This window comes from Streptomyces griseobrunneus (assembly GCF_046713465.1).
In the GTDB taxonomy this organism is placed as follows: Bacteria; Actinomycetota; Actinomycetes; order Streptomycetales; family Streptomycetaceae; genus Streptomyces; species Streptomyces microflavus.
In genome coordinates, this window is record NZ_CP177080.1 from 5,350,723 (window position 1) to 5,375,203 (window position 24,481).

Consider the following 24,481-nt stretch of genomic DNA (forward strand, 5'->3'; position numbering starts at 1 on the left):
GGGGGAGGGTGCTGGGGCACATGGGGGAGTTGCCCCCATCTTTCGCCGCACGGCCCGCAGTTGGGGCCTCAGCCCACCCGGGGCGGAGCCGTCGACCCCCGGATCATCAGCTCGGCCGCGATGGTGGCGATACCGCCGGGCGGCGGGTTCTCCTTGCCCATGGCGAGCCGCCCCGCCCGCGCGCCCGCCTCGAAGAGCGGCAGCCGTACGGTCGTCAGAGCGGGTACGGCGTCCACCGAGAACGGCAGGTCGTCGAAGCCCGCGACCGAGATGTCCTGCGGGATGCGCAGCCCCTGGTCCCGCACGGCGGCGCAGGCGCCCAGCGCCACGGTGTCGTTGGCGGCGACGACGGCGGTCACGCCCGGCTCCCGGCGCAGTATTTCGAGGGTGGCCTCATACCCGGAGCGCCGGTCGTAGGGCCCGTGCACGGTGAGCCGCTCCTCGTCCGCCGGGTCCGTGTCGAGCCCCGCGCCCCGTAGGGCCTCGCGGTGGCCCTCCAGCCGGTGCCGGGTGGTGGTGCGCTCGGGGGGCCCGGCGACGTACCCGATCCGGCGGTGGCCGAGGGCGATGAGGTGCTCGGTGAGGCGCCGCCCGCCGCCCCGGTTGTCGAAGGCGAGCGCGGCGACGAGCGCGTCCCCCTCGGGCAGCGGTGGCCGCCCGCAGAAGACGATCCGGGTGCCGGCGTCGGCGAGCTTGGCCAGCTTCGCGGCCATCGCGGCCTGGTGCGCCGGGTACTCGACCGCGCCGCCGGTGAGCACGACGGCGGCGGCGCGCTGGCGCTGGAGGAGGGTGAGATAGGTGAGCTCGCGCTCGGGGGAGCCGCCGGTGTTGCAGATGACGGCCAGCTTCTCGCCGCCCGCCCGCCCGGAGCCGTCCCCGGGCCCGCCGATCTGGGTCTGCGCGGCCCCGGCCATGATCCCGAAGAAGGGGTCGGCGATGTCGTTGACCAGGATGCCGACCAGGTCCGATGTGGCGGCCGCGAGCGAGCTGGCGGGCCCGTTGAGCACGTAGTCCAGGTCGTCCACGGCGCGCAGGACCCGCTCCCGGGTCGACGCGGCGACCGGGTAGTTCCCGTTCAGCACGCGGGAGACGGTGGCCGGGGACACCCGGGCGCGAGCCGCCACGTCCGCCAGGGTGACTGTCATCGCTGTCCTCCGTGAGGTACCGGGCGGCCACCTCTTGTCCGGCCGCTGTCGGCAGGCTAGCGTCATCTCGTATAGAAAGCGCTTGCTACGGCTGTATGGAGGGAACTTCGTGACACGCAGGACAGTGCGCATCGCCATGAACGGCGTCACGGGTCGCATGGGATACCGGCAGCATCTGGTGCGTTCGATCCTCGCGATCCGCGAACAGGGCGGCCTGGACCTCGGTGACGGCGAGGTGCTCTGGCCCGAGCCCGTCCTCGTCGGCCGCCGCGCCCACGCCCTGGAGGAGCTGGCGGCCCGGCACGGCCTGACCGAGTGGTCGACGGACCTGGACGCGGTGCTCGCGGACGACACGATCGACATCTACTTCGACGCCCAGGTCACCTCCGCCCGGGTGGAGGCGATCAAGAAGGCCATCGCGGCGGGCAAGCACATCTACACCGAGAAGCCCACGGCCACGGATGCCGCGGGCGCCCTCGAACTGGCCCGCCTCGCCCGGGACGCGGGCATCAAGCACGGCGTGGTCCAGGACAAGATCTTCCTGCCGGGCCTGCTGAAGCTGAAGCGCCTGATCGACGGCGGCTTCTTCGGCCAGATCCTCTCCATCCGGGGGGAGTTCGGCTACTGGGTCTTCGAGGGTGACTGGCAGGAGGCCCAGCGCCCCTCGTGGAACTACCGCGCGGAGGACGGCGGCGGCATCGTCGTGGACATGTTCCCGCACTGGGAGTACGTGCTCCACGAGCTCTTCGGCCAGGTCACCTCCGTAACGGCCCATGTGCAGACGCACGTTCCGCAGCGCTGGGACGAGCACGGCAAGCCGTACGAGGCGACCGCCGACGACGCGGCGTACGGGATCTTCCAGCTGGCGGGCGGGGCGGTCGCGCAGATCAACTCCTCCTGGACGGTCCGGGTCAACCGCGACGAGCTGGTCGAGTTCCAGGTGGACGGTACGCACGGCTCCGCCGTGGCGGGCCTGCGCAACTGCCGCGTACAGCACCGGTCCGCAACCCCCAAGCCGGTCTGGAACCCGGATCTCCCGGTCACGGAACCGTTCCGCGACCAGTGGCAGGAGATCCCGGACAACCATGAGTTCGACAACGGCTTCAAGGCGCAGTGGGAGCTGTTCCTGCGCCATGTGACGCTGGACGAGCCGTACACGTGGGACCTGCTGGCCGGCGCGCGGGGCGTCCAACTCGCGGAGCTGGGACTGAAGTCGTCGGCGGAGGGCCGCCGCTTCGAGGTCCCGGAGCTGACGCTGTGACGGCGGCCGTCCCCCTGCCCCAGGGCCCTTACACCCCCCGCGCCACCCCGCTGGACCTGGCCCCCACCGGGCTCCCGCCCACCTCCCGTACGGTCTTCTCGGCGGCCCATGTGGTGGCGGACCCGTACGCGGACATCAGCCCGGACGACCCGGCGGCCGTCGACTGGGAGTCCACGCTCGCCTTCCGCCGCCACCTCTGGGCGCACGGCCTGGGCGTCGCGGAGGCGATGGACACGGCACAGCGGGGGATGGGCCTGGACTGGGCGGGCGCGGCCGAACTGATCCGCCGCTCGGCGGCGGAGGCGAAGGCGGTGGGCGGGAGGATCGCCTGCGGAGTGGGCACGGACCAACTGCCGCAGACCACCGAACCGACCCTCGCCGAGGTCCGATCGGCGTACGAGGAGCAACTCACCCTCGCCGAGGAGAACGGCGTACAGCCGATCCTGATGGCGTCCCGCGCACTGGTGAAGGCGGCGAAGGGCCCGGAGGACTACCTCGCCACGTACGCGCACCTCCTGCGCCAGGCGTCGGAGCCGGTGATCCTGCACTGGCTGGGCCCGATGTTCGATCCGGCGCTGGAGGGCTACTGGGGCAGCACCGACCTGGACGAGGCGACGGACACGTTCCTGAAGGTCATCGCCGAACACCCGGACAAGGTGGACGGCATCAAGATCTCCCTCTTGGACGCGGCACGCGAGATCGACGTACGCCGCCGCCTCCCGGGCGGGGTGCGCTGCTACACGGGCGACGACTTCAACTACCCGGAACTGATCGCGGGCGACGAACGGGGCTTCAGCCACGCGCTGTTGGGCATCTTCGACCCGCTGGGCCCCTTGGCGGCACACGCGGTGCGGGTACTGGACACGGGGGACGTGACAGGCTTCCGCGCCCTGCTCGACCCCACGGTCGAACTCTCCCGCCACCTCTTCCAGCAGCCGACCCGCTTCTACAAGACGGGCGTGGTGTTCCTGGCCTGGCTGGCCGGCCACCAGAGCCACTTCACGATGGCGGGCGGCCTGCAGTCGGCGCGGTCGCTTCCGCACCTGGCGAAGGCGTACGAACTGGCGGACGGCCTGGGCCTGTTCCCGGACCCGGACCTGGCGGCACACCGTATGCGAGCGCTCCTGGCGATCAACGGAGGAGCAGCATGAACACCCCTCTTCCCCCTCTTCCCTCCCTCTCCCGCCTCTCGCTCAACCAGGAGACGATCAAGCAGTGGTCGCTCCCGGCTCTGACGGAGGGCTGCGTCAAGGCGGGCATCGGCCAGGTGGGCCTGTGGCGGGCACCCGTCCAGGCGTACGGCGTCGAGCGCACGGCAAGGCTCCTCGGCGACGCCGGGCTCACCGTCACCAGCCTCTGCCGGGGCGGCTTCTTCACCGCCCTGGACCCCACAGAACGGGCCCGCGCCCTGGACGACAACCGCCGGGCGGTGGACGAGGCGGCGGCCCTGTCCACGGACACCCTGGTCCTGGTCTCCGGCGGCCTCCCGCCCGGCAGCCGTGACCTCTACGGGGCACGGGAGCGGGTGGCCGACGCACTGGCCGAACTCGCCCCGTACGCGGCGGAGCGCGGCGTACGCCTGGCGATCGAACCGCTGCACCCGATGTTCGCGTCGGACCGCTGCGTGGTCTCGACCCTGGCCCAGGCCCTGGACATCGCGGAACGCTTCCCGGCCGAGCAGGTAGGGGTGGTCGTCGACACGTACCACGTCTGGTGGGACGACCGGGCCCCCGCCGAGATCGCCCGCGCAGGGGCGGGCGGCCGCATCCACGCCTTCCAACTGGCCGACTGGATCACCCCGCTCCCGGCGGGCGTCCTGCTGGGCCGGGGCCAACTGGGCGACGGAAGCGTGGACTTCCGCTCGTTCCGTACGCAGGTGGAGTCCGCCGGATACGACGGCCCGATCGAGGTGGAGATCTTCAACGAGGCGCTCTGGGCCCGCGACGGGGCGGAGGTGCTGGCCGAGGTGGCGGAGCGCTATGTGCAACATGCCTGCTGAGAGCCCTGCTCGAAACCGAAAGTAAAGAGATCGTAAAGGGCTGCAACCTTTACGTACCCTCCCGGGTCACACATGGCGTCGGGACTTCCGGGGAGGGGTCCGGGGGGAACGGGAAGGCCCGACGGGGGGAAAGCGAGGGGGGTCCGGCCGCGAGGCCGGGCCCCATTCCGCTTTCCGGGGACGCCCTTCGGGAACGTGCCACCTGCTCTGACAAGATCGCGCAGGCAGCAAGCACGTCCAACGGGGAGAACGAACAAGACATGCGTACGCCTACGCGCGCGGTCCCGGCGGTACTGACCGCCCTGGCACTGACGATGACACTGGCAGCCTGCAACGACACATCCTCCGGCGGGGGGAAGGGCGACGGGGCGGCGAGCTCCGACGACCGGAAGACCTTCCGCCTGGGAGAGGCGAGCCCTCCGCAGGACAGCCAGAAGACGGACTCGGACGGCGCCACTTACACGGTCACGCCCACCAAGGTCGTGACCGGCACAGCGGCCGACGTCGACAGATCGGGCCTGGACAAGAGCGAACTCCCGGGCCCCAGGATCCCCGTCCACGTCTGGTCCACGCTCACCCACAAGAGCGGAAAGCCGATGCGCATCGGCGACATGGACAGCGACCTCGTCATCCGGACGGACCGGGACGACCGCACCAAGGCCCTGCTCGTCATGTGGGGCGACGTGACATGGCCGAACTGCCCCGAGCCGGAATCGGAGAAGAGGGTGGGGAAGGGCGGGTCGGAGGAGATCTGTACGACCTTCCTGATCACCCGGGGCGAGAAGCCGGCAGCGGTCGAGCTCGAACAGGGCTTCCACAGCGAACCGCTGGAGTGGACGGTGGAAGGCTGATCCGTCCGGGGGCCGCCCCGCGCCTTGCGGCGCGGGGCGGCCCCCAAACGAATCAGCAGGCGGAGACGTCGGCCGGGGGCTGCAGGTCGTGGCGGACGATGTCCGCGTTCTTCTTGAAGGCGATCCCCACATTCCCGAGGCCGCCGTTCTCTTCGTACTGCGACCAGCTGATGGTCTCGATGTCGCCGGGCCCGACCTGCTTGCCGAGCGACATGGTCATCAGCCGCCCGGTGCATGAGAAGCCCGAACTACCGCTGCCGGAGGGCGGTTTCGCCTCGACCGTCTCGGTGCCGTCGACCGTGAACCGCTGCCGGTCGACCGTATCCACCGTGTAGCCCTGCTTCGGCTTCGCCCCGTCCATGACGGTGGTGAAGGAGACATCGAAATAGCCGACGTACACGGTCACGGGCTTGCAGAGCTTCGGCGGCCCGCCGAACTCGATGGGCAGGTAGTTGGTCACGCTGTTCCCGAGCAGATTGCTGTCCAGCCAGTCCTTGTCGCCGCGGACACAGGAGGGTGTAGGGGACGGAGAGGCGGGGGTGGGCGCGACGGAAGCCGCCGGAGTCGCCGAGGCGGTGGCCGGTGCGGCGTCGTCGCTGTCACCGCTGCCGCTCCCCCCGCCGCCGCATGCGGAGAGGCCGAGTGTCCCCGCCATGACGGCGAGGAGCGCGATGACGCGTAACAGTGATGGTCCTGCCCGGTCTGTCACCGGACAAGGCTGACCGAACACCGAAGGCCCGTCAACGGGTCCGCCCCTCCGCCAGGAGACCTTCGGACAGATACACCACCGGTCGCGACTGGTCGGGCGCCCGCGGGGTATCCGCCGCACATGGCCCTCATGAAGCGTGTAGCTCTCGCCCCTCGCGCTGTACGGCAGCTGCGGCGGGTCCGCTCCGTATACACCGGCGGGATGGTGCTCTCCCTGCTGGGGCTGGTCCTCCAGCTGGACCGCGACGCGGCCGGCCGGCAGACGGAGATCGCGGCGGTCCTCCTGGTGGCGTTCACCGCCCTGTTCGGGCTGACGGTCGTCCAGCTGTGGCGGCACACGAGGACGAGCCACTGCAGCACGGCGAAGAGGCTGACTCCGTCCGCCTGAGGACACCGAAGGGCGTCCACGACTGACCACGGCCCCTGAACTCGCCCTTCAGGCAGTCAGTCGCGCGACGCGATGTGTCATCACGCCCTCGCAATGGGCCTGCGCGGGGGGCTCCCCCCTTGCGGGTACGTCGCTCACCCTTACATGGTGACAGAGCGAAAACTGTCAGCCTCAGATGGGCCGCGCGATGCCGAGTGAGCCGCCCGCATCGGCCGGCGGAAGGCGCTACATAGGCCGGCGCACTCGTCTCCCAGGTCCCGTGTCGATCAGCCGGTCATCCGGTGTTCCGACCGCCCGCCGAACATGGCGCTGGACAGCACCGATCTGTACGGGTGAAGGAATGGCCGATCGCAGCCATGGGCCACAACACCCGGCCCTACGCTGGATGTCCGCGCCGATCCTGGGAGCCATCGTGTCGGATCACACCCCGGACCATCCGCCGAAGACCCCGCCCCCACCCAAGCGCCCGATCTCCCCGCCCCGCCCGGAGACGAGCCTTGCGGCCACGGCGCGCGCCCAGATGCTGGTTCGGAGCCGGCGGTCGGCGAACTGGCAGCTGGAGGCCGCCTCTTGGTCACCCAAGAAGGCAGCGGCCCACGTGCTGCATCGACTGCACGAGTGGGGCTACCGAGAAGCGGACCGAGCGGCGGGGGAGTTGACGGAGCTGCTGGTGCGCACTGCGGTGGCCGACGGCGGTCGCCGGGTGTCCGTGCACCTCGCGGACCAAGGCCGGCAGGCGTTGATCGTGGCTCTCTCCCACCAGCCGGTGCACGAGGTTGCCGACGATGCGGTGCTGCCGGAACTCACCCGGCTGGGCGCGGCGTCCTGCGGGTCGGACACTGCGGAGGACGGCCGACGGGTCTGGGCGGTACTCGACCTGTAGACGACCAGCCTGCCCGGCCGGACCCGGCCGGGCAGGGCAGCAGGCGGCCGTGCCGTACACCCCCGCGAGGGTGCCCGTGGGTGCCCTCGGGTCTGCACTCGCGGCCCTTCACTACCGCAAGGGAGCCTGATAGAGCTGGATTCCGGGCAGCCGCGGGTCGTGCGGGTGCCGCGACGGGCAGGAGAGTCTTGTGCACGGTAGGGCGCATAATCCGCGCAACGACGAGGCGTCGCCGTCCAAGGCGCCCGACAGCAGGACCGGTCGCCTCCCGTCCGTGACGGATCACGAGGTCCGGGCCGACACGCCCCTGACTCCGGCAACGACTGACATTCTCCAGCGCTCCATCGGCAACGCGGCGGTCGCCCGGATGATCGAGCAGGAGCGGCACGTCCACGAGCCCTCCTGCGGCCACCAGGACACCGCGACGGGTACGGAGTCCGAGGCCGCCCCCGTACAGCGTTCCAGCGTGCACGATGTGCTCCGCTCCCCGGGGCGGCCACTGGACGAACCGGTGCGCACGGAGATGGAGTTGCGCCTGGGTGGGACATTCGACTCCGTGCGCATCCACGACGGCGCCTCGGCCGCCCGGTCCGCGTCCGAGATCGGCGCCCGCGCCTACACCTCGGGCGACCACGTGGTGCTCGGCCGTGGCGGCACGGACAAGCACACCCTCGCGCACGAACTCACCCACGTGATCCAGCAGCGCCAAGGCCCGGTGGCCGGAACCGACACCGGATCGGGGCTGCGCGTCTCGGACCCCTCGGACCGCTTCGAGCGCGCGGCCGAGGCGAACGCCACGGCGGCCCTGAGCCGGCCCCTGCCCACCCCGGCGGAACGCCTCGCCCCGGGCTCCGCCCCCGTACAGCGCGCCGGAGCGAAATCCGCGGGCCACCCACACCCGGCGGTCCAGCGTGCCCCCGCCACGACGACCGCCGGCGCCACCGTGGCGTCGCAGGCGGCCCTCACCAACCTGCCGGCGGACGAGCAGGAAGGCGAGTGCGGCTACTTCGAACGCAGGCGGCAGCTGAGCGTCAACCCGCCCCAGCAAGGGCTGATCATTCAGGAGATCACCCGGGTCTTCGCCGTTGAGCAGTGGGACGGCTCGGCATGGACGGCCCTGCCTGCCGCGAACATCGACGCCTACGTCACGGCCAAGGGGTCGGACGTGTTCGCCACCGTCGGACGCTATTGGGAGCTGTGGCTCGTCGACGCACAGGGCAACGTCTCCGACGGAGGGGAGGACACCTTCTCCCTCGCCTCCATCATCCCGGGAAGGAAGCGCAAGGACACCACCCGGGGCACGTACACGATCACGGGTGACGCGGCGTTCTATCCCACTGCCGTGGCGCCGGCCACGCTCGGATTCACCCGAGGCGGTGCCGGTCCCGCCGGGGGCCTGTTCAGCACCCTGAGCGACCCGTCGGGCGCCATTGCGGCGAACGGACTCACTGCGACCGGCCAGCCGGTCCGCTGCCGGGTCCAGACCGCGTGGGACAGCTCGGCGGCGGACCGGTACTCGGTCGTCACCATGACCTGACTCCGCCCGCCCCGTTCACCCCCGCAGATCACCCAGCCGGGCAAGGGCATCGCGAGCCGTCTCCTGTTCCTCGGCGCCGAGTTGGACCGCTCCCGCCTCCTCCAGCCAGGCCCGGGCCGCCTCCGCATCCCCGACCCGCTGCGCGATGTCCCCGCGCAGGACGAGCAGTTGCACCCGCTGCACCGGAGTCGGCTGCTCGTCCTCCAGGTTCAGGACCCGGTCGATGATCTTGGCTGCCCCGGGATAGTCCTGCTTGGAGTCCGCGAACAGGTCCGCCATGTGCAACGCGCGGGCGAAGGTCTCCTTGGGTGCGGAGGGGGCCTCCTCGGCGCTTATCACCTGCCCCACCCGAATGGTGTTCCCGGTCGGGTCGGTCGTCAGGAACTGCCGTACCCCGTAAGACATGTCCTTCAGCGGCCCGATACGCGGCAGCCCGCGCGTCGGAATGCGCCCGTACGCCGCCTTGAGGCCCGAGCGGAACGCGGTGTGCAGGCCGTCGACGTCGTCGGTGAGCACGTAGCAGCCGGAGTGCGATGCGGCGGGGTCGTAATCCTTCATGCCGTACAGCTGGATCTCGACGGCTCCGCTCTCGACCACCGCGTACGCGTACGGGCTCTTCTGCAGGTGCGTCGTCTCGAAGGCAGCAGAGGGATGGTCTTCTCGGCCATGACCCCGAACCTAGTCAAGTTTGAGTAGTCGGGCAATGGGGCATGACAACGGCCCCGTCAGGTCGGTGACCGTGACGGGGCCGCTGGAGAGTCGTCGTACGTCAGGCGGAGAGCCCGCCGTGCTTGACGGCGGTGACGAACCGGGTCCAGCACTGGGGGGAGAAGGTCAGCGCGGGGCCGGCGGGGGTCTTGCTGTCGCGTACGGGGATGGCGGCATGGCCGTCCGCGACCTCAAGGCACTCGGCGTTTGCCCCGCCGCTGTAGCTGGACTTGCGCCATTCGGTCACGGTCGCGCCGTCAGCGATGGTGGCCTCGGTGTTGTGCATGTTCGTGCTCCTCCGCGATGCTTCTGACGAGCGCCGCCGACTCCTGTCGTGAGGCTGCGTCGCTCGCGCCATCACCTGCGGCCCGCCGACGCGGCGCCTGAGGGCGGCCTCGTCCAGCAGTGTCCACGCTACTGGTGCTGATGGCTTGTCGAGCAGCAGGGCGCGCTTGGCGCGGCTGACAACGAGTTCGTCAAGTTCCTCCGCGCAATGGTTCGGGCGGTACGCCTGGAACACGGCACGGGAGTACGCCTTCGTCTGAAGCAGCCCCGGAATGAGGGCGGCGCCGTACTGGCGGATCTCCGTGGCCTCCCGCTCCAACTCCGCAACCTCCGTGAAGTAGCGAGGGAACGCCGGGTCCAGATCCTCCAACCATCGCGCGAAGAACCCGTCCGTGCCCAGGGCCCGGTCGATCCGCTGAGCGTCGTCCGGACTCGGCAGACGCCGACCCGCTTCGTAATGGCTGATGAGCGTCGGCGAGCAGACCACCTGGTCGGCCAGTGCCTCCTGCGTCAGCCCGGCGGCCATACGTCGCAGCTTCAGCTCCTCGCCGTACTTCTCCCGTGCCGTACGCGGCCTTCCGTTCGCCCTCATGCGCGCCCAACTCCTCGACCTGACCGGTGTGCTGTCATGCCCGACCCCCTAGAAGCGTAGTTACTCACGACCCCACTCTGTGATGGGTTCGCTACGGAAAGAAGCGAGCCCCATCCGCCCGAGGACCAGAAAGCAGGCCCCCATGAACCACACCATCGCCCGCCCCCCGAACCGGCTGCCGCCATCCCCGGGCCTTCGTCACCGCCTTGGAAGCGAGGCCGTCGCATGAGGGTGGTCGGTGGGCTGGATGCCTCCGTCGCGCGGCTGCTGCCGTGGACGGGTACGGGTGGCAAGCCCTGCTACGTCTTGGGGGACGGCACCGGATACGTGTCGCGGAGGGCCGACGAGGTGGAGGACATCCAGCTCGACATGGCTTACGAGCTGCTCGGGCACGCCGACGGTCTGCTGGCCGAGCCCGGCGCAACCGCGCCGCAAATCCACTTCCTGGCCAGTCGGCTGAAAGAGTCTCTGGAGCAGGTCCAGCGGATCGCGGAGAGCAGGGGTTCCCGATTGGAGGCGGCGCTCTCTCCGCCCGAACCGCCCCAGCCCCAGTCCCAGCCCCAACCTGAGCCTCAGTCGAACAGCGAGACCAGCCCGTAGACCCAGATCCCCAGGAAGACAACGGTCAGCAGCAGACACCCGCCGCCCGCCAAGGCGTCGGCCAGCCGCCCGCTCTCCCGCGCGTCCCCCTTCACCTCCGCCAAGCCGTCCCACGCGACCGGCCGCCCCAAGGTCTCCGAGGCGGCCTCCCGTACGGCAGCCAACTGCCCGGCGGCGAAAGGTGTCGGCGCGTCCGACTCCGTGTCTCGCCAGGCAACAGCCCGCATCAGGCGTACGGCGTTGGCGTACCGCTCCTCGAAGGCCGCCGTCTCCTCCGGTGAGCGGTCCTCCTCCAGGTACATCCAGCGGCCGGCCTCCGCCGCATCCCCGTACAGGCGGTAGACCTCGGCCAGGCGGCGGCGGGGTGCGGGCTCGTGCGGGTAGGAGGAGACCAGCCCGCGCAGGCGCTGCCTCGCCACCGGTATGCGTCCGGCGGCGAGGTCCGCGTCCACGCGGGCCAGGGTGTCGTTAAGGGCCATGCGCTCATGATGGGGGCGGGGAAGGGGGACGTACGAGTGAGTTGTTCACCGGGCCGGTCCGTCCACCGTCTGCCGCTCCCTCCGTTCCTCCTCCGCCCGGTCGCCCTTGGGGGCCTTCGGCGACATGAACAGCGTCGCCGCCAGCGCCAGGAGCAGCAGCCCCGCGCAGACGTACCCGCAGACCTGCACACCCACCGCCATCGCCTCGCGCGCCGCCTCCGCCGCCGACGCCGTACGCGGGTCCTCCGCGAAGGCGCCGATCACGGAACCGGCGCTCTCCGTGACGACATCGCCCAGCCGCTCCGCCTCCTCGGCGGCCACTCCCTCCCGGGTGAGGCGGTCGGTCATGCCGGACGCCAGCGTGCTGAAGAAGAGGGTCGTGAGGAGCGCGATGCCCAGCGCCGAGCCGAGTTCACGCGCCGCGCTCTGGATGCCCGAGCCCTGGCCGGCGCTTCGGGACGGGACGTCCACCAGCACGATGTTGGTGACCTGCGCCGTGGCGAAGCCGACCCCCACCCCGTACACGAACAGCGCGATCGCGATCAGCCACCAGGCGCTGTCCGTCGAGGCGATCAGCGCAAGCATCGCCAGTCCCGCCGCCTCCAGCACCAGGCCGATCCGTACCTGGGCGAGGGCCGGGACCGTGGCCGACATGGGGAAGCTCGCTCCGGAGGCGGCGAAGCTGCCCGCGGCGAGGGCGACCAGGGCCAGGCCCGCCTGGAACGCGCTGTAGCCGAGGGCGAACTGCAGCCAGAGCGGCAGCACCGCGATGATGCCGAACTCGCCGAGCCCCACCATCAGCGTGACGAAGTTGCCGTTGCGGAACGAGCGGATGGAGAACAGGCCGACGTCCATCAGCGGCTCGCCTCCCGACCGGCCGAGCGCCGCCTGCCGCCGCCAGAACGCCCCCAGGGCCAGGGCGGACGCGAGGAAGGCAACCAGCACCGGTGAGGGGCCGTCGCTCCACGAGAAGCCCCCGGCCTCCAGCGGCTCCGTCGTCATCAGCCAGCCGTGCGTGCGGCCCTCGATGAGGGCGTACGCGAGCAGGCCGAGGCCGGCCGCCGACAGCGCGGCTCCGACGCCGTCGATACGGCCCCGGGTGCGCGGCGACACGTCCAGATACAGCAGTCCACCCGCCACGATCAGCGCGACGAGCGGGATGTTGATGCCGAAGGCCCAGCGCCAGGAGAAGTCCGCGAGCCAGCCGCCCAGCAGCGGACCCACGGCCGCCGCCGCTCCGATGGTCGAGCCCCAGACGGCGAACGCCTGGCCGCGGGCGCGGCCGGAGAACGTGGCGTTCAGCAGGGCCAGGGAGGTGGGCAGGATCATCGCCCCGCCGACGCCCTGGGCGAACCGGGCGAGGATCAGCAGCCCGCCGCTGGGCGCGAGGGCGGCCAGCATGCTCGTCGCGCCGAACACGACGAGGCCCAGCAGGAAGATCCTGCGCGCGCCGTAGAGGTCGCTGAGGCGTCCGGTGACCAGGAGCAGGGCCGCGAAGGTGATCGCGTACGACTCCTGGATCCACTGGGCCTCGGACGAGCCGATGGAGAGGTCCTCGATGATCGGCGCGAGGATCACGTTGACGATCGTGATGTCCACGACGATCAGCGCGACGCCCAGGGCCACGGCGACGAGGCCGAGCCACTGGCGTACCGAGGGAGGGGTTTCCGCGGGCTCGGAAGGTTCGGGCATGGTGCTTCGACTCCCAAAGTTGCTTTGCCACAAAGATAGATACCTTTGTGGCAAAGATAAATAGGGCGCGGTAGGTTGTCAAAGCGCGTGAGAACGCGTGGGAGAGAGAGTGGGGCGGAGTCATGGCCAACGCCGATGCGGGCGCCGACGGAAACGGCACGGACAGGACGGACAGCGGCGGCGACGGGCCCCGCGTCGATCACCTGATGGACGGCCTGCGCGCCTTCGGCGCCAACTACACCGAGTTCACCCGCCGCTTCGCGAGCTGGCTCGGGCTGCACTCCACCGACGCCGTGGCCCTGGTGGAGATCCTGTACGCCGAGGACAAGGGCACGCCCCTCTCGCCCGCCCGCCTCAGCGAGCGCGTCTCGCTCTCCTCCGGCGCGACGGCCATCCTCCTCAAGCGGCTCGAACAGGCCGGGCACGTCGTCCGCACCCGCGAGAACACCGACCGCCGGGTCGTCACCCTGCGCAGCAGCCCGGACATCCGGCCGCGCGCCGAGGCGTTCTTCGGCCCGTACGCGGCACGGATGGCGGAGGTGATGGCCGCGTACTCACCGCAGGAGATCCGGCGGTTCGAGGACTTCATCGGCCATCTGAGCTCGACCATGGACACCCTGCTCGACAACGAGTACCGGGACGGCGGACCGGCTCCCCACACCGCGTGACGGGGTTCCGTATGGCGTTCCGGACGGGTTCCGGGGCGCGAACGGCGTTGTCAGTGGCACCCGGTACCGTCGGGTCATGTCCAACATGGCCGTCCTCGAAGGGGTCCTGGAGAGGATCACGTACGCCAACGAGGAGAACGGGTACACGGTCGCCCGCGTCGACACCGGGCGCGGCGCCGGCGACCTCCTCACGGTGGTCGGTGCGCTGCTCGGCGCGCAGGTCGGTGAGTCGCTGCGGATGGAGGGCCGTTGGGGCTCGCACTCCCAGTACGGCAAGCAGTTCACCGTCGAGAACTACACCACCGTCCTGCCCGCCACCATCCAGGGCATCCGCCGCTATCTCGGCTCCGGGCTGATCAAGGGCATCGGGCCGGTGATGGCCGACCGGATCACCACCCACTTCGGCGTCGACACCCTCGACATCATCGAGAACGAACCGAAGCGGCTCGTGGAGGTCCCCGGCCTCGGCCCCAAGCGCACGAAGATGATCGCGGCCGCGTGGGAGGAACAGAAGGCGATCAAGGAGGTCATGGTCTTCCTCCAGGGCGTCGGCGTCTCCACCTCCATCGCCGTCCGCATCTACAAGAAGTACGAGGACGCCTCGATCTCCGTCGTGAAGAACCAGCCCTACCGGCTGGCCGCCGACGTCTGGGGCATCGGGTTCCTCACCGCCGACAAGATCGCCCAGGCGGTCGGCATCCCGCACGACAGCCCCGAACGGGTCAAGGCCGGCCTGCAGTACGCCCTCTCCCAGTCCTCCGACCAGGGGCACTGCTACCTCCCCGAGGAGCGGCTCATCGCGGACGGGGTGAAGCTCCTCCAGGTCGACACCGGGCTCGTCATCGAGTGCCTGGCCGAGCTGGCGGCCGATCCGGAGGGTGTCGTACGGGAGAAGGTGCCTTCGCCGGAGGGCGGTGAGCCGATCACCGCCGTCTATCTGGTGCCGTTCCACCGGGCCGAGCTCTCCCTCGCCGGGCAGGTGCGGCGGCTGCTCCGGACCGGGGAGGACCGGATGGCGGCCTTCCAGGACGTGGACTGGGAGAAGGCGCTGGCCTGGCTCGCCACGCGTACGGGGGCCACGCTCGCGCCCGAGCAGGAGGAGGCGGTACGGCTCGCGCTCAGCCGGAAGGTGGCCGTCCTGACCGGCGGGCCGGGCTGCGGGAAGTCGTTCACCGTCCGGTCCATCGTCGAGCTGGCGCGGGCCAAGCGGGCGAAGGTGGTGCTGGCCGCGCCCACCGGGCGGGCCGCCAAGCGGCTGGCCGAGCTGACCGGGGCCGAGGCGTCCACCGTGCACCGGCTGCTCGAACTGAAGCCGGGCGGGGACGCGGCGTACGACCGTGACCGTCCGCTGGACGCGGATCTCGTCGTCGTGGACGAGGCGTCGATGCTCGATCTGCTCCTCGCCAACAAGCTCGTGAAGGCGGTGGCACCCGGTGCCCACCTCCTCCTCGTGGGCGATGTCGACCAGCTGCCCTCGGTCGGGGCGGGGGAGGTGCTGAGCGACCTGCTCGCGGAAGGGAGCCCGGTCCCGGCCGTCCGGCTCACCCGGATCTTCCGCCAGGCCCAGCAGTCGGGTGTTGTCACCAACGCCCACCGGATCAACGCCGGGCAGCAGCCGCTCACCGAGGGGCTGAGCGACTTCTTCCTCTTCGTGGAGGACGAGACGGAGGACGCGGGCAAGCTCGCCGTGGATGTGGCGGCCCGCCGCATCCCGGCCAAGTTCGGCCTCGACCCCCGCCGTGACGTGCAGGTTCTCGCCCCGATGCACCGAGGCCCGGCGGGTGCGGGGAATCTCAACGGGCTGCTCCAGCAGGCCATCACCCCGGGCCGCCCCGACCTCCCCGAGAAGCGGTTCGGCGGCCGTGTCTTCCGGGTCGGCGACAAGGTCACCCAGATCCGCAACAACTACGACAAGGGCGAGAACGGCGTCTTCAACGGCACGGTCGGCGTCGTCACCGCCCTGGACGTGGACGAACAGAAGCTCACCGTCCGCACCGACGAGGACGAGGAGATCCCCTACGACTTCGACGAGCTGGACGAGCTGTCCCACGCCTACGCCATGACGATCCACCGCTCCCAGGGCAGCGAGTATCCGGCCGTCGTCATCCCCGTCACCAACAGCGCCTGGATGATGCTCCAGCGCAACCTGCTCTACACGGCCGTGACGCGGGCCAAGAAGCTCGTCGTCCTGGTCGGGTCCCGTAAGGCGATCGGCCAGGCCGTCCGCACGGTTTCCGCAGGCAGACGCTGTACGGCGCTGGATTTCCGGCTCCGGGGCGGCTCAGGAGAAGACTTCGCGTGACCCCTGCACAAAAATGATCGATCAAATCGGTGGGAAACATCACGGAGGTCTTCCGGAACCGCAGTCAAGGGGGCAGGATGAGTAAGTTGGCGGCACTCAGTGCCGCCAGTAGGTCCAATGGACGACCCCGAGTGCACTCTCCTGAGCCGAATGGGGGAGGGTGGAGACAGTCAGGGCACCTCGAAGAAGAGGCACTACGTCGGTGAGGGATGACGTGAGCGACAACTCTGTAGTACTGCGGTACGGCGATGACGAGTACACCTACCCGGTGATCGACAGCACCGTCGGCGACAAGGGCTTCGACATCGGGAAGCTCCGGGCCAATACCGGCCTGGTGACGCTGGACAGCGGATACGGCAATACCGCCGCCTATAAATCCGCCATCACGTACCTCGACGGTGAACAGGGCATTCTGCGCTACCGCGGATACCCCATCGAGCAGCTCGCCGAGCGCTCGTCGTTCCTCGAGGTCGCGTACACGCTGATCAACGGCGACCTTCCCAAGGTCGACGAGCTGGCGACCTTCAAGAACGAGATCACCCAGCACACGCTGCTGCACGAGGACGTCAAGCGGTTCTTCGACGGCTTCCCGCGTGACGCCCACCCGATGGCCATGCTGTCCTCGGTCGTCAGCGCGCTGTCCACGTTCTACCAGGACAGCCACAACCCGTTCGACGAGGAGCAGCGCCACCTCTCGACGATCCGCCTGCTGGCGAAGCTGCCCACGATCGCGGCGTACGCGTACAAGAAGTCGATCGGGCACCCCTTCGTCTACCCGCGCAACGACCTCGGGTACGTCGAGAACTTCCTGCGCATGACCTTCTCGGTCCCCGCCCAGGAGTACGAGCTGGACCCGGTCGTCGTCTCGGCGCTGGACAAGCTGCTCATCCTGCACGCGGACCACGAGCAGAACTGTTCGACCTCCACCGTGCGTCTGGTCGGCTCCTCGCAGGCGAACATGTTCGCCTCGATCTCCGCCGGCATCTCGGCGCTGTGGGGCCCCCTGCACGGTGGCGCCAACCAGTCGGTGCTGGAGATGCTGGAAGGCATCCAGGCCAACGGCGGCGATGTCGACTCCTTCATCCGCAAGGTGAAGAACAAGGAGGACGGCGTCCGCCTGATGGGCTTCGGCCACCGGGTGTACAAGTCCTTCGACCCGCGCGCCAAGATCATCAAGGCTGCCGCGCACGACGTGCTGTCGGCGCTCGGCAAGTCCGACGAGCTGCTCGACATCGCGCTCAAGCTGGAGGAGCACGCGCTCTCCGACGACTACTTCGTCTCGCGCAACCTCTACCCCAACGTGGACTTCTACACCGGTCTGATCTACCGGGCCATGGGCTTCCCGACCGAGATGTTCACCGTGCTCTTCGCGCTCGGCCGCCTTCCGGGCTGGATCGCCCAGTGGCACGAGATGATCAAGGAGCCGGGTTCCCGCATCGGCCGCCCGCGCCAGATCTACACCGGCGAGGTCCTTCGCGACTTCGTCCCGGTCGAGGGCCGCTGATCCGGACCTCGTACCACCCGGTCGAGGGCCGCTGACTCGGACCTCGCACCACCGCACCACCGGGTTCCGCACCACCCCGTAGTGCCCGGCCTCTTCGGCCGACTGCCTTCGCCCCGCGTACCGCGCTTCGCACAGAGCGCGGTGTCCGGGGCGATTCGGCGTTCAGGGCCCGTGGCGCCGGATGGGGCTCCATGGCACCGGACGGGGGCCGGGGAGCACCGGACGGGGAGCGGGACGCCGTCCTGAGCGGCTGTATATGCGAGAAACGCCCTGCCGCCAATCCCCCCACGGGTTGACGGTCAGGGCGCTTCCCATATCCCGGAGCGGATTCCCCCCACGGGATCCGGCCGGGCGTCTGCGGGGAGCCGAAGCTCCCGTTGTTGTGCTGCGGTCTGCCGGGGTACGTACGCACGGGAGGGCCGCTCAAAGCTCCCCGGTGCACGTGCCCCGGCTCAACGCTTGCCACAGGAGCGTCCCCCAAGACACTCCATCGGACGTCCCCCAAGACATCCTTGGCATCGCACTCTAAGACTCACGAACCCACCGGATGGTTACCCTGAGAACGGTGTGATCTAAATCTCTTTGTGGAAGTTACGTGAAGGCACGCAACCGAAGGCTGTTCGTGACGACGAACACGGACGAAAACGCCATGGCGGCTCCCGCGATCATAGGGTTGAGCAGGCCACTTGCAGCCAGAGGCAGTGCCGCGACGTTGTACCCGAAGGCCCAGACGAGGTTGCCCCTGATGGTGGAAAGAGTACGCCTGGAAAGGCGGATTGCGTCAGCGGTCACCTTGAGATCTCCACGAACCAGCGTGAGGTCGCTCGCCTCGATCGCCGCATCCGTCCCGGTGCCCATCGCCAGCCCCAGATCTGCCGTCGCGAGGGCGGCGGCGTCGTTTACCCCGTCGCCGACCATCGCCACGCTCCGGCCCTCCGCCTGAAGGCGCTTCACGACGTCGACCTTGCCCTCGGGCATGACCTCCGCGTACACCTCGTCGATGCCCACCTCGCGGGCCACGGCATCGGCCACCGCCCGGTTGTCGCCGGTCAGGAGGACGGGCCGCAGCCCCAGGGCCCGTAGCTGGGCCACAGCTGCCGCGCTGCCGTCCTTGACGGCGTCGGCCACCCCCAGCACACCGCGCGCCTCCCCGTCCCAGGCGACGGCCACCGCTGTACGCCCCTGCTCCTGGGACTCCGCCAGGGCGGCGGCCAGTTCCGGAGGGAGGTCGATGCCCGCGTCGGCGAGGAGGCGGGGGCGGCCGACGAGGACGCTGTGTCCTTCGATCACGCCCTGGACGCCGAGTCCGGGGATGTTGGCGAAGTCCTCGGGGGTGGGGAGGGTGGTCGTTGCGAGGCGGGCGGCTGCGCCTGTGGCGACGGCTTGGGCGATGGGGTGTTCGGAGGAGTGCTCCAGGGCTCCGGCCAGGCGCAGGACGTCGTTCTCCTCCGAGCCCTGGGCTGTGTGGACGGTGAGGAGGGTCATCTTGCCGGTGGTGACGGTGCCGGTCTTGTCGAGGACGATGGTGTCGACGCGGCGGGTGGTTTCGAGGACTTCGGGGCCTTTGATGAGGATGCCGAGCTGGGCGCCGCGGCCGGTGCCGACCATGAGGGCGGTGGGGGTGGCGAGGCCGAGGGCGCAGGGGCAGGCGATGATCAGGACGGCGACGGCGGCGGTGAAGGCGGCGGTGAGTCCGGCGCCGCTGCCGAGCCAGAAGCCCAGGGTGCCGAGTGCGAGGGCGATGACGATGGGGACGAAGACGGCGGAGATGCGGTCGGCGAGGCGCTGGGCTGCTGCCTTGCCGTTCTGGGCGTCCTCGACCAGGCGGGCCATGCGGGCGAGCTGGGTGTCGGAGCCGATGCGGGTGGCCCGGACGACGAGGCGCCCGCCGGCGTTGATCGTGGCGCCCGTGACGGAGTCGCCGGTGGTGACCTCCACGGGCACGGACTCACCGGTCAGCATGGACGCGTCCACGGCCGAGCTGCCCTCGACGACCGTGCCGTCGGTGGCGATCTTCTCCCCGGGGCGCACGACGAATCGGTCACCGACGACGAGCCGGTCGGCTCGGACGCGTACCTCCGTACCGCTTCTGAGTACCGTGACGTCCTTGGCGCCCAGGTGCATCAGCGCCCGCAGCGCGGCCCCGGACCTCCGCTTCGCGCGCGCCTCCAGGTAGCGGCCCAGCAGGATGAAGGTGATGACGCCGGCCGCGACCTCCAGGTAGATCGTGGAGCTCGCGTCGGCGCGCGAGACGGTGAGGTCGAACCCGTGCTGCATGCCCGGCATCCCCGCGTCCCCGAGGAACAGGGCCCAGAGCGACCAGCCGAAGGCGGCGAGGGTGCCCATCGAGACGAGGGTGTCCATGGTGGCGGCGCCGTGCCGGAGGTTGGTCCAGGTTGCGCGGTGGAAGGGCAGGCCGCCCCAGACGACCACGGGGGCGGCGAGGGTGAGGGAGAGCCACTGCCAGTTGTCGAACTGGAGCGCGGGGACCATGGCGAGCAGGACGACGGGGACGCTGAGCACGGCGGAGACGATGAGCCGCTGCCGCAGCGCGGCGAGGGAGGCAGCCTGTTCCGCTTCGGCGGCTGCGACCGATACGTCGGCGGGGGTGGGGTCGGTCGCCTGCTCGGGCTCCTGCCGGTACTCGGGGTTCCGCTCCGGCTTCCCTCTCAGCTCCGCTTCCGGTTTCCGCTTCGGGGGTGCGATGGGGCGGGCTGTGTAGCCGGTCTTCTCGACCGTCGCGACGAGGTCCGCCAGTTCCAGACCCTCCGCGAAAGTGACGCGCGCCTTCTCGGTCGCGTAGTTCACCGTGGCGGTGACGCCGTCCATCCGGTTGAGCTTCTTCTCGACGCGGGCGGCGCACGAGGCGCACGTCATGCCGCCGATCATGAGCTCGGCCCCGGAGGCGTTCGCGGCCGGGGTCCCGGCTGCTGCTGTGCTGGCCATGTCCGAACTCCTGGGTAACGCAGGTCGGGCCGTACCTCACCAGTATCTGCTGGTGGGCCCGGCCCGACGGTAAAAGGGTGGAGCGATGTGGAGCGCGGGCGCTCAGGCGGCCCGGCCGACGAGCTCGTAACCGGCCTCGTCGACGGCGGCGCGTACGGCGTCCTCGGCCAGCGGGGCCTTGGAGGAGACCGTGACGCGGCCGGTGGAGGCGACGGCCTCGACGGACGTCACGCCCCCGAGGGCGGAGATCTCCTCCGACACGGCGCCTTCGCAGTGGCCGCAGGTCATGCCCTTCACCTCGTACACCGTGGTGACCGAGTCCGTCGCCTCGATCTGGACGTCGGCCGCGCCGCCGTCGTGGCAGGAGCCGGTGGGCGAGCAGCAGGAGCCGGTGGACTGGGTGGTGGTCTCGGTCTCGGCGGTCATGGCGTTCTCCTCTTCGGCGGACACGAAGTTCGTCAACGTTCGTCAGCGCGTCTTCGGTCGACACGTTCTGTAGGTATACGAGTGTGGCGCAAGGGGCCACAGGGGAGCCCGGGGCGCCTCACTCGCTCCATACTATACCCCTAGGGGGTATTGATGGGAGCCGGGCGCGCAGGGTGCTGCCGACGGTGTCCGCTCTAGGGGGTGCGGCCCCGGTGGGAGTGCGGGGCCTGGCAGTTCTTCGTGGCCTGGTGGGGCGAGTCGTCGCCGAGCAGGGGGTCCAGGTAGCGGAACATGATCGTCTTCAGCTCCCGGATGTAGGCGTCGCGCTCCTCGCCCTCGTGGGCCATGATCAGGTCGAGCCCGGCCTTGAACACCATGAAGACCATGTCGGCGACGCGGTGGACCTGGGCGGCGGGCACGTCCGGGAGGTAGCCGGCGAGGATCTCCTCGACCCGGCTCAGCATGGTGGCGTGCAGGGTGTCGTGCTCCTCGGTGATCCGGCCTGGGATCTCCGAGCCGTGCATGAGGACGAAGAACGCCGGGTTCTCGCAGTTGAACGCGATCAGCGGGTCGAGGACGGCGTCCAGCATCCGGTCGAGCGGCAGCTCGGTGTGGGTCTGGTCGAAGGCGGTGCCGTACGTGTGGCGCCAGCGGTTGAGGAGCTGGTCGCCGAGCTCTACGGCGATGGCCTCCTTGTTCGGGAAGAACTGGTAGAGCGTGCCCGGTGAGACGCCGGCCTCGCGGGCGATGGCGTTGGTGCTGGACGCGGTGTAGCCGCTGGTGCAGAAGACGCTGGCCGCCGCCTGGAGCAGCTGGGCGATGCGTGCCTCGCCGCGGGCCTGGCGGCGGCGCGGGCGGGTCGTCCCCGCGCTGCCCTCCGCCGTCCCGTCGGCCGCGGGTTTTCCGGCTGCGCCGCCCCCTGCGGCGCCCTTCTTGGCTCTGGCCTCCGGCACGGCAATCCCCAGCTTTCATGATGCGTTTGACAAACGCGAGTGTTCGCTCGCATTCTTGTGAAACGCGAGCGACTACTCGTGTTTGCCAGTGTAAGTGGCAATGAATGACCCATGCTGCCTTGTGCTGCCCGGGTCTCGGTGAAGGGGACACCGCACCATGTCCGAAGTCAACGGTCCACCCGGTTCGACCGGTCCGAAGCCTGTCGGGCCCGGTCCGCAGCGCGTCGGGGGCTGGACCCGGTTCGTCACCGCCAGGCCCCGGCTCGCCCTGCTGGCCGCCCTGATGATCACCGCCCTCGCCGTGTTCGCCGGGAGCGGGGTGGCCGACCGGATGGGCAGCGGCGGTTGGCAGGCCCCCGACGCCGAGTCGTCCTACGCGACCGAGGCCCTGGAGCGGGAGTTCCCCGCCTCGCAGCCCAACCTGCTCCTGCTGGTGGACAGCGGCACCGCATCCGTCGATGATCCGGCGGTGGCCGCCGAGGCCGCACGGCTCACCGAGCGGCTCGCCGCCGAGCAGGGCATATCCGGAGTCACCTCGTACTGGCAGACAGAGTCGCCCGCCCTGCGCGCCGAGGACGGCCGCGAGGCGCTCATCGCGGCCCGGATAGGGGGCGACGAGACGGAGGCGGGCGAGACGCTCGAACGGATCGCTCCCGCCTTCGCCGGGGAGAGCGGGCCGGTGAAGGTCTCGATCGGCGGGCCCGTCGCCGTCCAGCACGAGATGCAGACGATCATCCAGGAGGACCTGCTGCGGGCGGAGCTCATCGCCCTGCCGGTGACGCTCGTGCTGCTGGTCATGGTCTTCGGCAGTGCGATCGCCGCCATGCTGCCGCTCCTCGTCGGCATCGTCGCCATCCTCGGCACCAACGCCGTGCTGCGCGGTCTGACCGAGTTCACGGATGTCTCGGTCTTCGCCATGAACCTCACCACGGCCCTCGGCCTCGGACTGGCCATCGACTACGCGCTGTTCATCGTCCGCCGCTTCCGCGAGGAGCTCGACGCCGGAGCCGAGACCCGGACGGCCGTCGGCACCACGCTGCGCACGGCCGGACGCACGGTGCTCTTCTCCGCGCTGACCGTGGCGGTGTCCCTGTCGGCGATGCTCGTCTTCCCGCAGTACTTCCTGCGGTCCTTCGCCTACGCCGGGATCGCCGTGGTCCTGCTGGCCGCGGCCGCCGCACTGATCCTGCTGCCCGCGGCGCTCATGCTGCTGGGCCCCCGGGTCAACGCGCTCGACCTGCGCCGCCTGCTGCGCCGCGGGAAGAGGAAGGCGGCCGCGGAAGCCGCTGCCGAGGAGACCGGCAAGGGGTGGGCGCGCTTCGCCGAGCTGGTGATGCGCCGGGCACCTGTCTTCGCCATCGTCACCACGGTGGGCCTCGTCCTCCTCGGACTGCCCTTCCTCGGCGTCAAGTTCGGCACGGCGGACGACCGCCAGCTCCCCGCCGGCGCCGAGTCCCGAGTCGTCCAGGAGCACATCCGCGACGGCTTCCCCGGCAGCCCCGGCGGCGGCCTGGAGATGCTGGTCGAGGGGGAGGGGGCACCCGCCGCGTACGCGGCCCTCAAGGACCGGATCGAGAAGGTCCCGGGCGTGCTGCGCGTCGAGGGCCCGGTCACGGCGGACTCGGCCGCGTATTTCAGCGTGCTGCCGGACGGCCGGCCGGTCGGTGAGGAGACCCAGCAGCTCGTACGGGACCTGCGTGCGATGCCCGCCGACTCCTTCGACACCTCGGTGACGGGCACGGCGGCAGTCCTGGTCGACTCCAAGGACGCCATCGCGGACCGGCTGCCCTGGGCGATCGGCATCATCGTGGTGGTGACGCTGCTCCTGGTCTTCCTGCTCACCGGCAGTGTGCTCATCCCGATCCAGGCCGTGCTGCTCAACGCCCTCAGCCTGACGGCGATGTTCGGGGCGGTCGTCTGGGTCTTCCAGGACGGGAATCTCTCCGGGATCCTCGCCTTCACCAGTACGGGGGACATCGAGACGACCCTGCCCGTCCTGATGTTCTGCGTGGCCTTCGGGCTCTCCATGGACTACGGGGTCTTCCTGCTCTCCCGCATCAAGGAGGAGTACGACCGGACCGGCGACCACGAACGCTCGGTCACCTTCGGACTCTCCCGCACCGGCGGTCTGATCACCGCGGCCGCCGTGATTCTCGCGGTCGTGATGGTCGCCATAGGCACCTCACGGGTCACCAACACCAAGATGCTGGGGCTCGGGATCGCCCTCGCCGTCCTCATGGACGCCATGGTGATCCGCAGCCTGCTGGTCCCCGCCGTGATGAAGCTGACGGGCCACGCCACCTGGTGGGCGCCCAAGCCGCTGCGCGCCTTCCACCAGAGGTTCGGCCTCAGCGAAGGGGAGTCGGCCCCGGCCGCCTCCGGTACGAAGGGTGAGCCCGGCGGCCCGGGGGAGCCCACGGCCGACGGGGAGATACCCGAGGCCGCCCGGGGCGGGGAGAAGGTCACCACGGGGGCATAGGCGAGCGGCTCCTCCCGGGCCGTCCTTCCGGGGCACTCCTCCCGGGCTGCCCGTCCAGGGCGACTTGCTCGGCCG

At 70.3% G+C, this 24,481-nt stretch carries 20 protein-coding genes and 1 pseudogene; 12 read left to right on the forward strand and 9 right to left on the reverse strand.

The window, feature by feature from the left end:
- Positions 1-68: 68 nt before the first annotated feature.
- Positions 69-1,145 (reverse strand): LacI family DNA-binding transcriptional regulator, encoded by a 1,077-nt coding sequence (locus tag ACK8N7_RS24290; protein WP_032758537.1) that lies wholly within the window; start codon positions 1,143-1,145, stop codon positions 69-71.
- Positions 1,146-1,254: 109 nt separating this feature from the next.
- Between ACK8N7_RS24290 and ACK8N7_RS24295 the strand changes: the two genes are divergently transcribed.
- The 4 genes from ACK8N7_RS24295 to ACK8N7_RS24310 all read left to right on the forward strand — a co-directional run bounded on the left by ACK8N7_RS24295 (position 1,255) and on the right by ACK8N7_RS24310 (position 5,256).
- A complete protein-coding gene (locus ACK8N7_RS24295; protein WP_500444137.1) occupies positions 1,255-2,406 on the forward strand; it encodes a Gfo/Idh/MocA family protein in 1,152 nt (383 codons plus the stop codon).
- Positions 2,403-3,557, forward strand: a complete 1,155-nt coding sequence (locus ACK8N7_RS24300; protein WP_500444138.1) for a dihydrodipicolinate synthase family protein — start codon at positions 2,403-2,405, stop codon at positions 3,555-3,557. The genes ACK8N7_RS24295 and ACK8N7_RS24300 overlap by 4 nt, the downstream gene beginning before the upstream one ends.
- A complete protein-coding gene (locus tag ACK8N7_RS24305) occupies positions 3,554-4,405 on the forward strand; it encodes a sugar phosphate isomerase/epimerase family protein (RefSeq protein ID WP_403212916.1) in 852 nt (283 codons plus the stop codon). The genes ACK8N7_RS24300 and ACK8N7_RS24305 overlap by 4 nt, the downstream gene beginning before the upstream one ends.
- Positions 4,406-4,665: 260 nt before the next feature.
- The gene (locus tag ACK8N7_RS24310; protein ID WP_403219832.1) at positions 4,666-5,256 is read left to right on the forward strand and encodes a hypothetical protein; all 591 of its coding nucleotides are present in this window, start codon (positions 4,666-4,668) and stop codon (positions 5,254-5,256) included.
- Between the two features lie 52 nt (positions 5,257-5,308).
- Here ACK8N7_RS24310 and ACK8N7_RS24315 read toward each other — a convergent pair whose 3' ends face one another.
- On the reverse strand, positions 5,309-5,965 hold the full coding sequence (locus ACK8N7_RS24315) for a hypothetical protein (protein ID WP_500444139.1): 657 nt from the start codon (positions 5,963-5,965) through the stop codon (positions 5,309-5,311).
- A gap of 120 nt (positions 5,966-6,085) precedes the next feature.
- Here ACK8N7_RS24315 and ACK8N7_RS24320 point away from each other — a divergent pair, with 120 nt between their 5' ends.
- From ACK8N7_RS24320 to ACK8N7_RS24330, 3 genes are all read left to right on the forward strand, one after another.
- Positions 6,086-6,352: a hypothetical protein gene (locus ACK8N7_RS24320; RefSeq protein WP_403219836.1), complete on the forward strand. Its 267-nt coding sequence runs from the start codon at positions 6,086-6,088 to the stop codon at positions 6,350-6,352.
- 412 nt (positions 6,353-6,764) lie between these two features.
- Positions 6,765-7,235, forward strand: a complete 471-nt coding sequence (locus ACK8N7_RS24325; RefSeq protein WP_500444140.1) for a hypothetical protein — start codon at positions 6,765-6,767, stop codon at positions 7,233-7,235.
- A gap of 274 nt (positions 7,236-7,509) precedes the next feature.
- Positions 7,510-8,772 (forward strand): eCIS core domain-containing protein, encoded by a 1,263-nt coding sequence (locus ACK8N7_RS24330; protein WP_500444141.1) that lies wholly within the window; start codon positions 7,510-7,512, stop codon positions 8,770-8,772.
- 15 nt (positions 8,773-8,787) lie between these two features.
- On the opposite strand, the pseudogene ACK8N7_RS24335 reads toward ACK8N7_RS24330, so the two are convergent.
- Positions 8,788-9,414 (reverse strand): annotated as a pseudogene (locus ACK8N7_RS24335) (DUF8817 family protein); the annotation flags it as partial.
- A 127-nt stretch (positions 9,415-9,541) separates the two neighbouring features.
- Complete coding sequence (locus ACK8N7_RS24340) at positions 9,542-10,357, reverse strand: helix-turn-helix domain-containing protein (RefSeq protein ID WP_500444142.1); 816 nt, start codon at positions 10,355-10,357, stop codon at positions 9,542-9,544.
- A gap of 225 nt (positions 10,358-10,582) precedes the next feature.
- Between ACK8N7_RS24340 and ACK8N7_RS24345 the strand changes: the two genes are divergently transcribed.
- A complete protein-coding gene (locus ACK8N7_RS24345) occupies positions 10,583-10,957 on the forward strand; it encodes a hypothetical protein (RefSeq protein ID WP_403219846.1) in 375 nt (124 codons plus the stop codon).
- Here ACK8N7_RS24345 and ACK8N7_RS24350 read toward each other — a convergent pair.
- The gene (locus ACK8N7_RS24350) at positions 10,930-11,436 is read right to left on the reverse strand and encodes a DUF6584 family protein (RefSeq protein WP_403219848.1); all 507 of its coding nucleotides are present in this window, start codon (positions 11,434-11,436) and stop codon (positions 10,930-10,932) included. The two genes, ACK8N7_RS24345 and ACK8N7_RS24350, sit on opposite strands and share 28 nt — an antisense overlap.
- A 45-nt stretch (positions 11,437-11,481) precedes the next feature.
- The gene (locus ACK8N7_RS24355) at positions 11,482-13,128 is read right to left on the reverse strand and encodes an MFS transporter (protein WP_500444143.1); all 1,647 of its coding nucleotides are present in this window, start codon (positions 13,126-13,128) and stop codon (positions 11,482-11,484) included.
- Between the two features lie 122 nt (positions 13,129-13,250).
- On the opposite strand from ACK8N7_RS24355, the gene ACK8N7_RS24360 reads away from it, so the two are divergent.
- The 3 genes from ACK8N7_RS24360 to ACK8N7_RS24370 all read left to right on the forward strand — a co-directional run bounded on the left by ACK8N7_RS24360 (position 13,251) and on the right by ACK8N7_RS24370 (position 17,602).
- Complete coding sequence (locus ACK8N7_RS24360; protein ID WP_403219852.1) at positions 13,251-13,796, forward strand: MarR family winged helix-turn-helix transcriptional regulator; 546 nt, start codon at positions 13,251-13,253, stop codon at positions 13,794-13,796.
- A gap of 76 nt (positions 13,797-13,872) precedes the next feature.
- Positions 13,873-16,098 carry an SF1B family DNA helicase RecD2 gene (recD2, locus tag ACK8N7_RS24365; RefSeq protein WP_319348702.1) on the forward strand — a complete coding sequence of 742 codons (2,226 nt, stop codon included), beginning with the start codon at positions 13,873-13,875 and terminating at the stop codon, positions 16,096-16,098.
- A gap of 214 nt (positions 16,099-16,312) precedes the next feature.
- Entirely contained in the window at positions 16,313-17,602 is a 1,290-nt protein-coding gene (locus tag ACK8N7_RS24370) for a citrate synthase (RefSeq protein WP_031122682.1), read from the forward strand.
- 591 nt (positions 17,603-18,193) lie between these two features.
- Here ACK8N7_RS24370 and ACK8N7_RS24375 read toward each other — a convergent pair.
- From ACK8N7_RS24375 to ACK8N7_RS24385, 3 genes are all read right to left on the reverse strand, one after another.
- Positions 18,194-20,548: a heavy metal translocating P-type ATPase gene (locus ACK8N7_RS24375; RefSeq protein ID WP_500444144.1), complete on the reverse strand. Its 2,355-nt coding sequence runs from the start codon at positions 20,546-20,548 to the stop codon at positions 18,194-18,196.
- Positions 20,549-20,650: 102 nt separating this feature from the next.
- Positions 20,651-20,974, reverse strand: coding sequence for a heavy-metal-associated domain-containing protein (locus ACK8N7_RS24380; protein ID WP_031122683.1), 324 nt, complete (start codon positions 20,972-20,974; stop codon positions 20,651-20,653).
- A gap of 194 nt (positions 20,975-21,168) precedes the next feature.
- Entirely contained in the window at positions 21,169-21,927 is a 759-nt protein-coding gene (locus tag ACK8N7_RS24385; protein ID WP_403218983.1) for a TetR/AcrR family transcriptional regulator, read from the reverse strand.
- A gap of 157 nt (positions 21,928-22,084) precedes the next feature.
- Between ACK8N7_RS24385 and ACK8N7_RS24390 the strand changes: the two genes are divergently transcribed.
- A complete protein-coding gene (locus ACK8N7_RS24390) occupies positions 22,085-24,406 on the forward strand; it encodes an MMPL family transporter (protein ID WP_500444145.1) in 2,322 nt (773 codons plus the stop codon).
- Positions 24,407-24,481: the final 75 nt, after the last annotated feature.

What these genes read in the sequence shown, in the direction of transcription:
- ACK8N7_RS24290 (WP_032758537.1), bottom strand. Translation starts at nt 1,145, where the DNA reads ATGACAGTCACCCTGGCGGACGTGGCGGCTCGCGCCCGGGTGTCCCCG.
- ACK8N7_RS24305 (WP_403212916.1), top strand. Translation starts at nt 3,554, where the DNA reads ATGAACACCCCTCTTCCCCCTCTTCCCTCCCTCTCCCGCCTCTCGCTC.
- ACK8N7_RS24310 (WP_403219832.1), top strand. Translation starts at nt 4,666, where the DNA reads ATGCGTACGCCTACGCGCGCGGTCCCGGCGGTACTGACCGCCCTGGCA.
- ACK8N7_RS24320 (WP_403219836.1), top strand. Translation starts at nt 6,086, where the DNA reads ATGGCCCTCATGAAGCGTGTAGCTCTCGCCCCTCGCGCTGTACGGCAG.
- ACK8N7_RS24340 (WP_500444142.1), bottom strand. Translation starts at nt 10,357, where the DNA reads ATGAGGGCGAACGGAAGGCCGCGTACGGCACGGGAGAAGTACGGCGAG.
- ACK8N7_RS24345 (WP_403219846.1), top strand. Translation starts at nt 10,583, where the DNA reads ATGAGGGTGGTCGGTGGGCTGGATGCCTCCGTCGCGCGGCTGCTGCCG.
- ACK8N7_RS24350 (WP_403219848.1), bottom strand. Translation starts at nt 11,436, where the DNA reads ATGGCCCTTAACGACACCCTGGCCCGCGTGGACGCGGACCTCGCCGCC.
- ACK8N7_RS24355 (WP_500444143.1), bottom strand. Translation starts at nt 13,128, where the DNA reads ATGCCCGAACCTTCCGAGCCCGCGGAAACCCCTCCCTCGGTACGCCAG.
- ACK8N7_RS24360 (WP_403219852.1), top strand. Translation starts at nt 13,251, where the DNA reads ATGGCCAACGCCGATGCGGGCGCCGACGGAAACGGCACGGACAGGACG.
- recD2 (WP_319348702.1), top strand. Translation starts at nt 13,873, where the DNA reads ATGTCCAACATGGCCGTCCTCGAAGGGGTCCTGGAGAGGATCACGTAC.
- ACK8N7_RS24375 (WP_500444144.1), bottom strand. Translation starts at nt 20,548, where the DNA reads ATGGCCAGCACAGCAGCAGCCGGGACCCCGGCCGCGAACGCCTCCGGG.
- ACK8N7_RS24380 (WP_031122683.1), bottom strand. Translation starts at nt 20,974, where the DNA reads ATGACCGCCGAGACCGAGACCACCACCCAGTCCACCGGCTCCTGCTGC.
- ACK8N7_RS24390 (WP_500444145.1), top strand. Translation starts at nt 22,085, where the DNA reads ATGTCCGAAGTCAACGGTCCACCCGGTTCGACCGGTCCGAAGCCTGTC.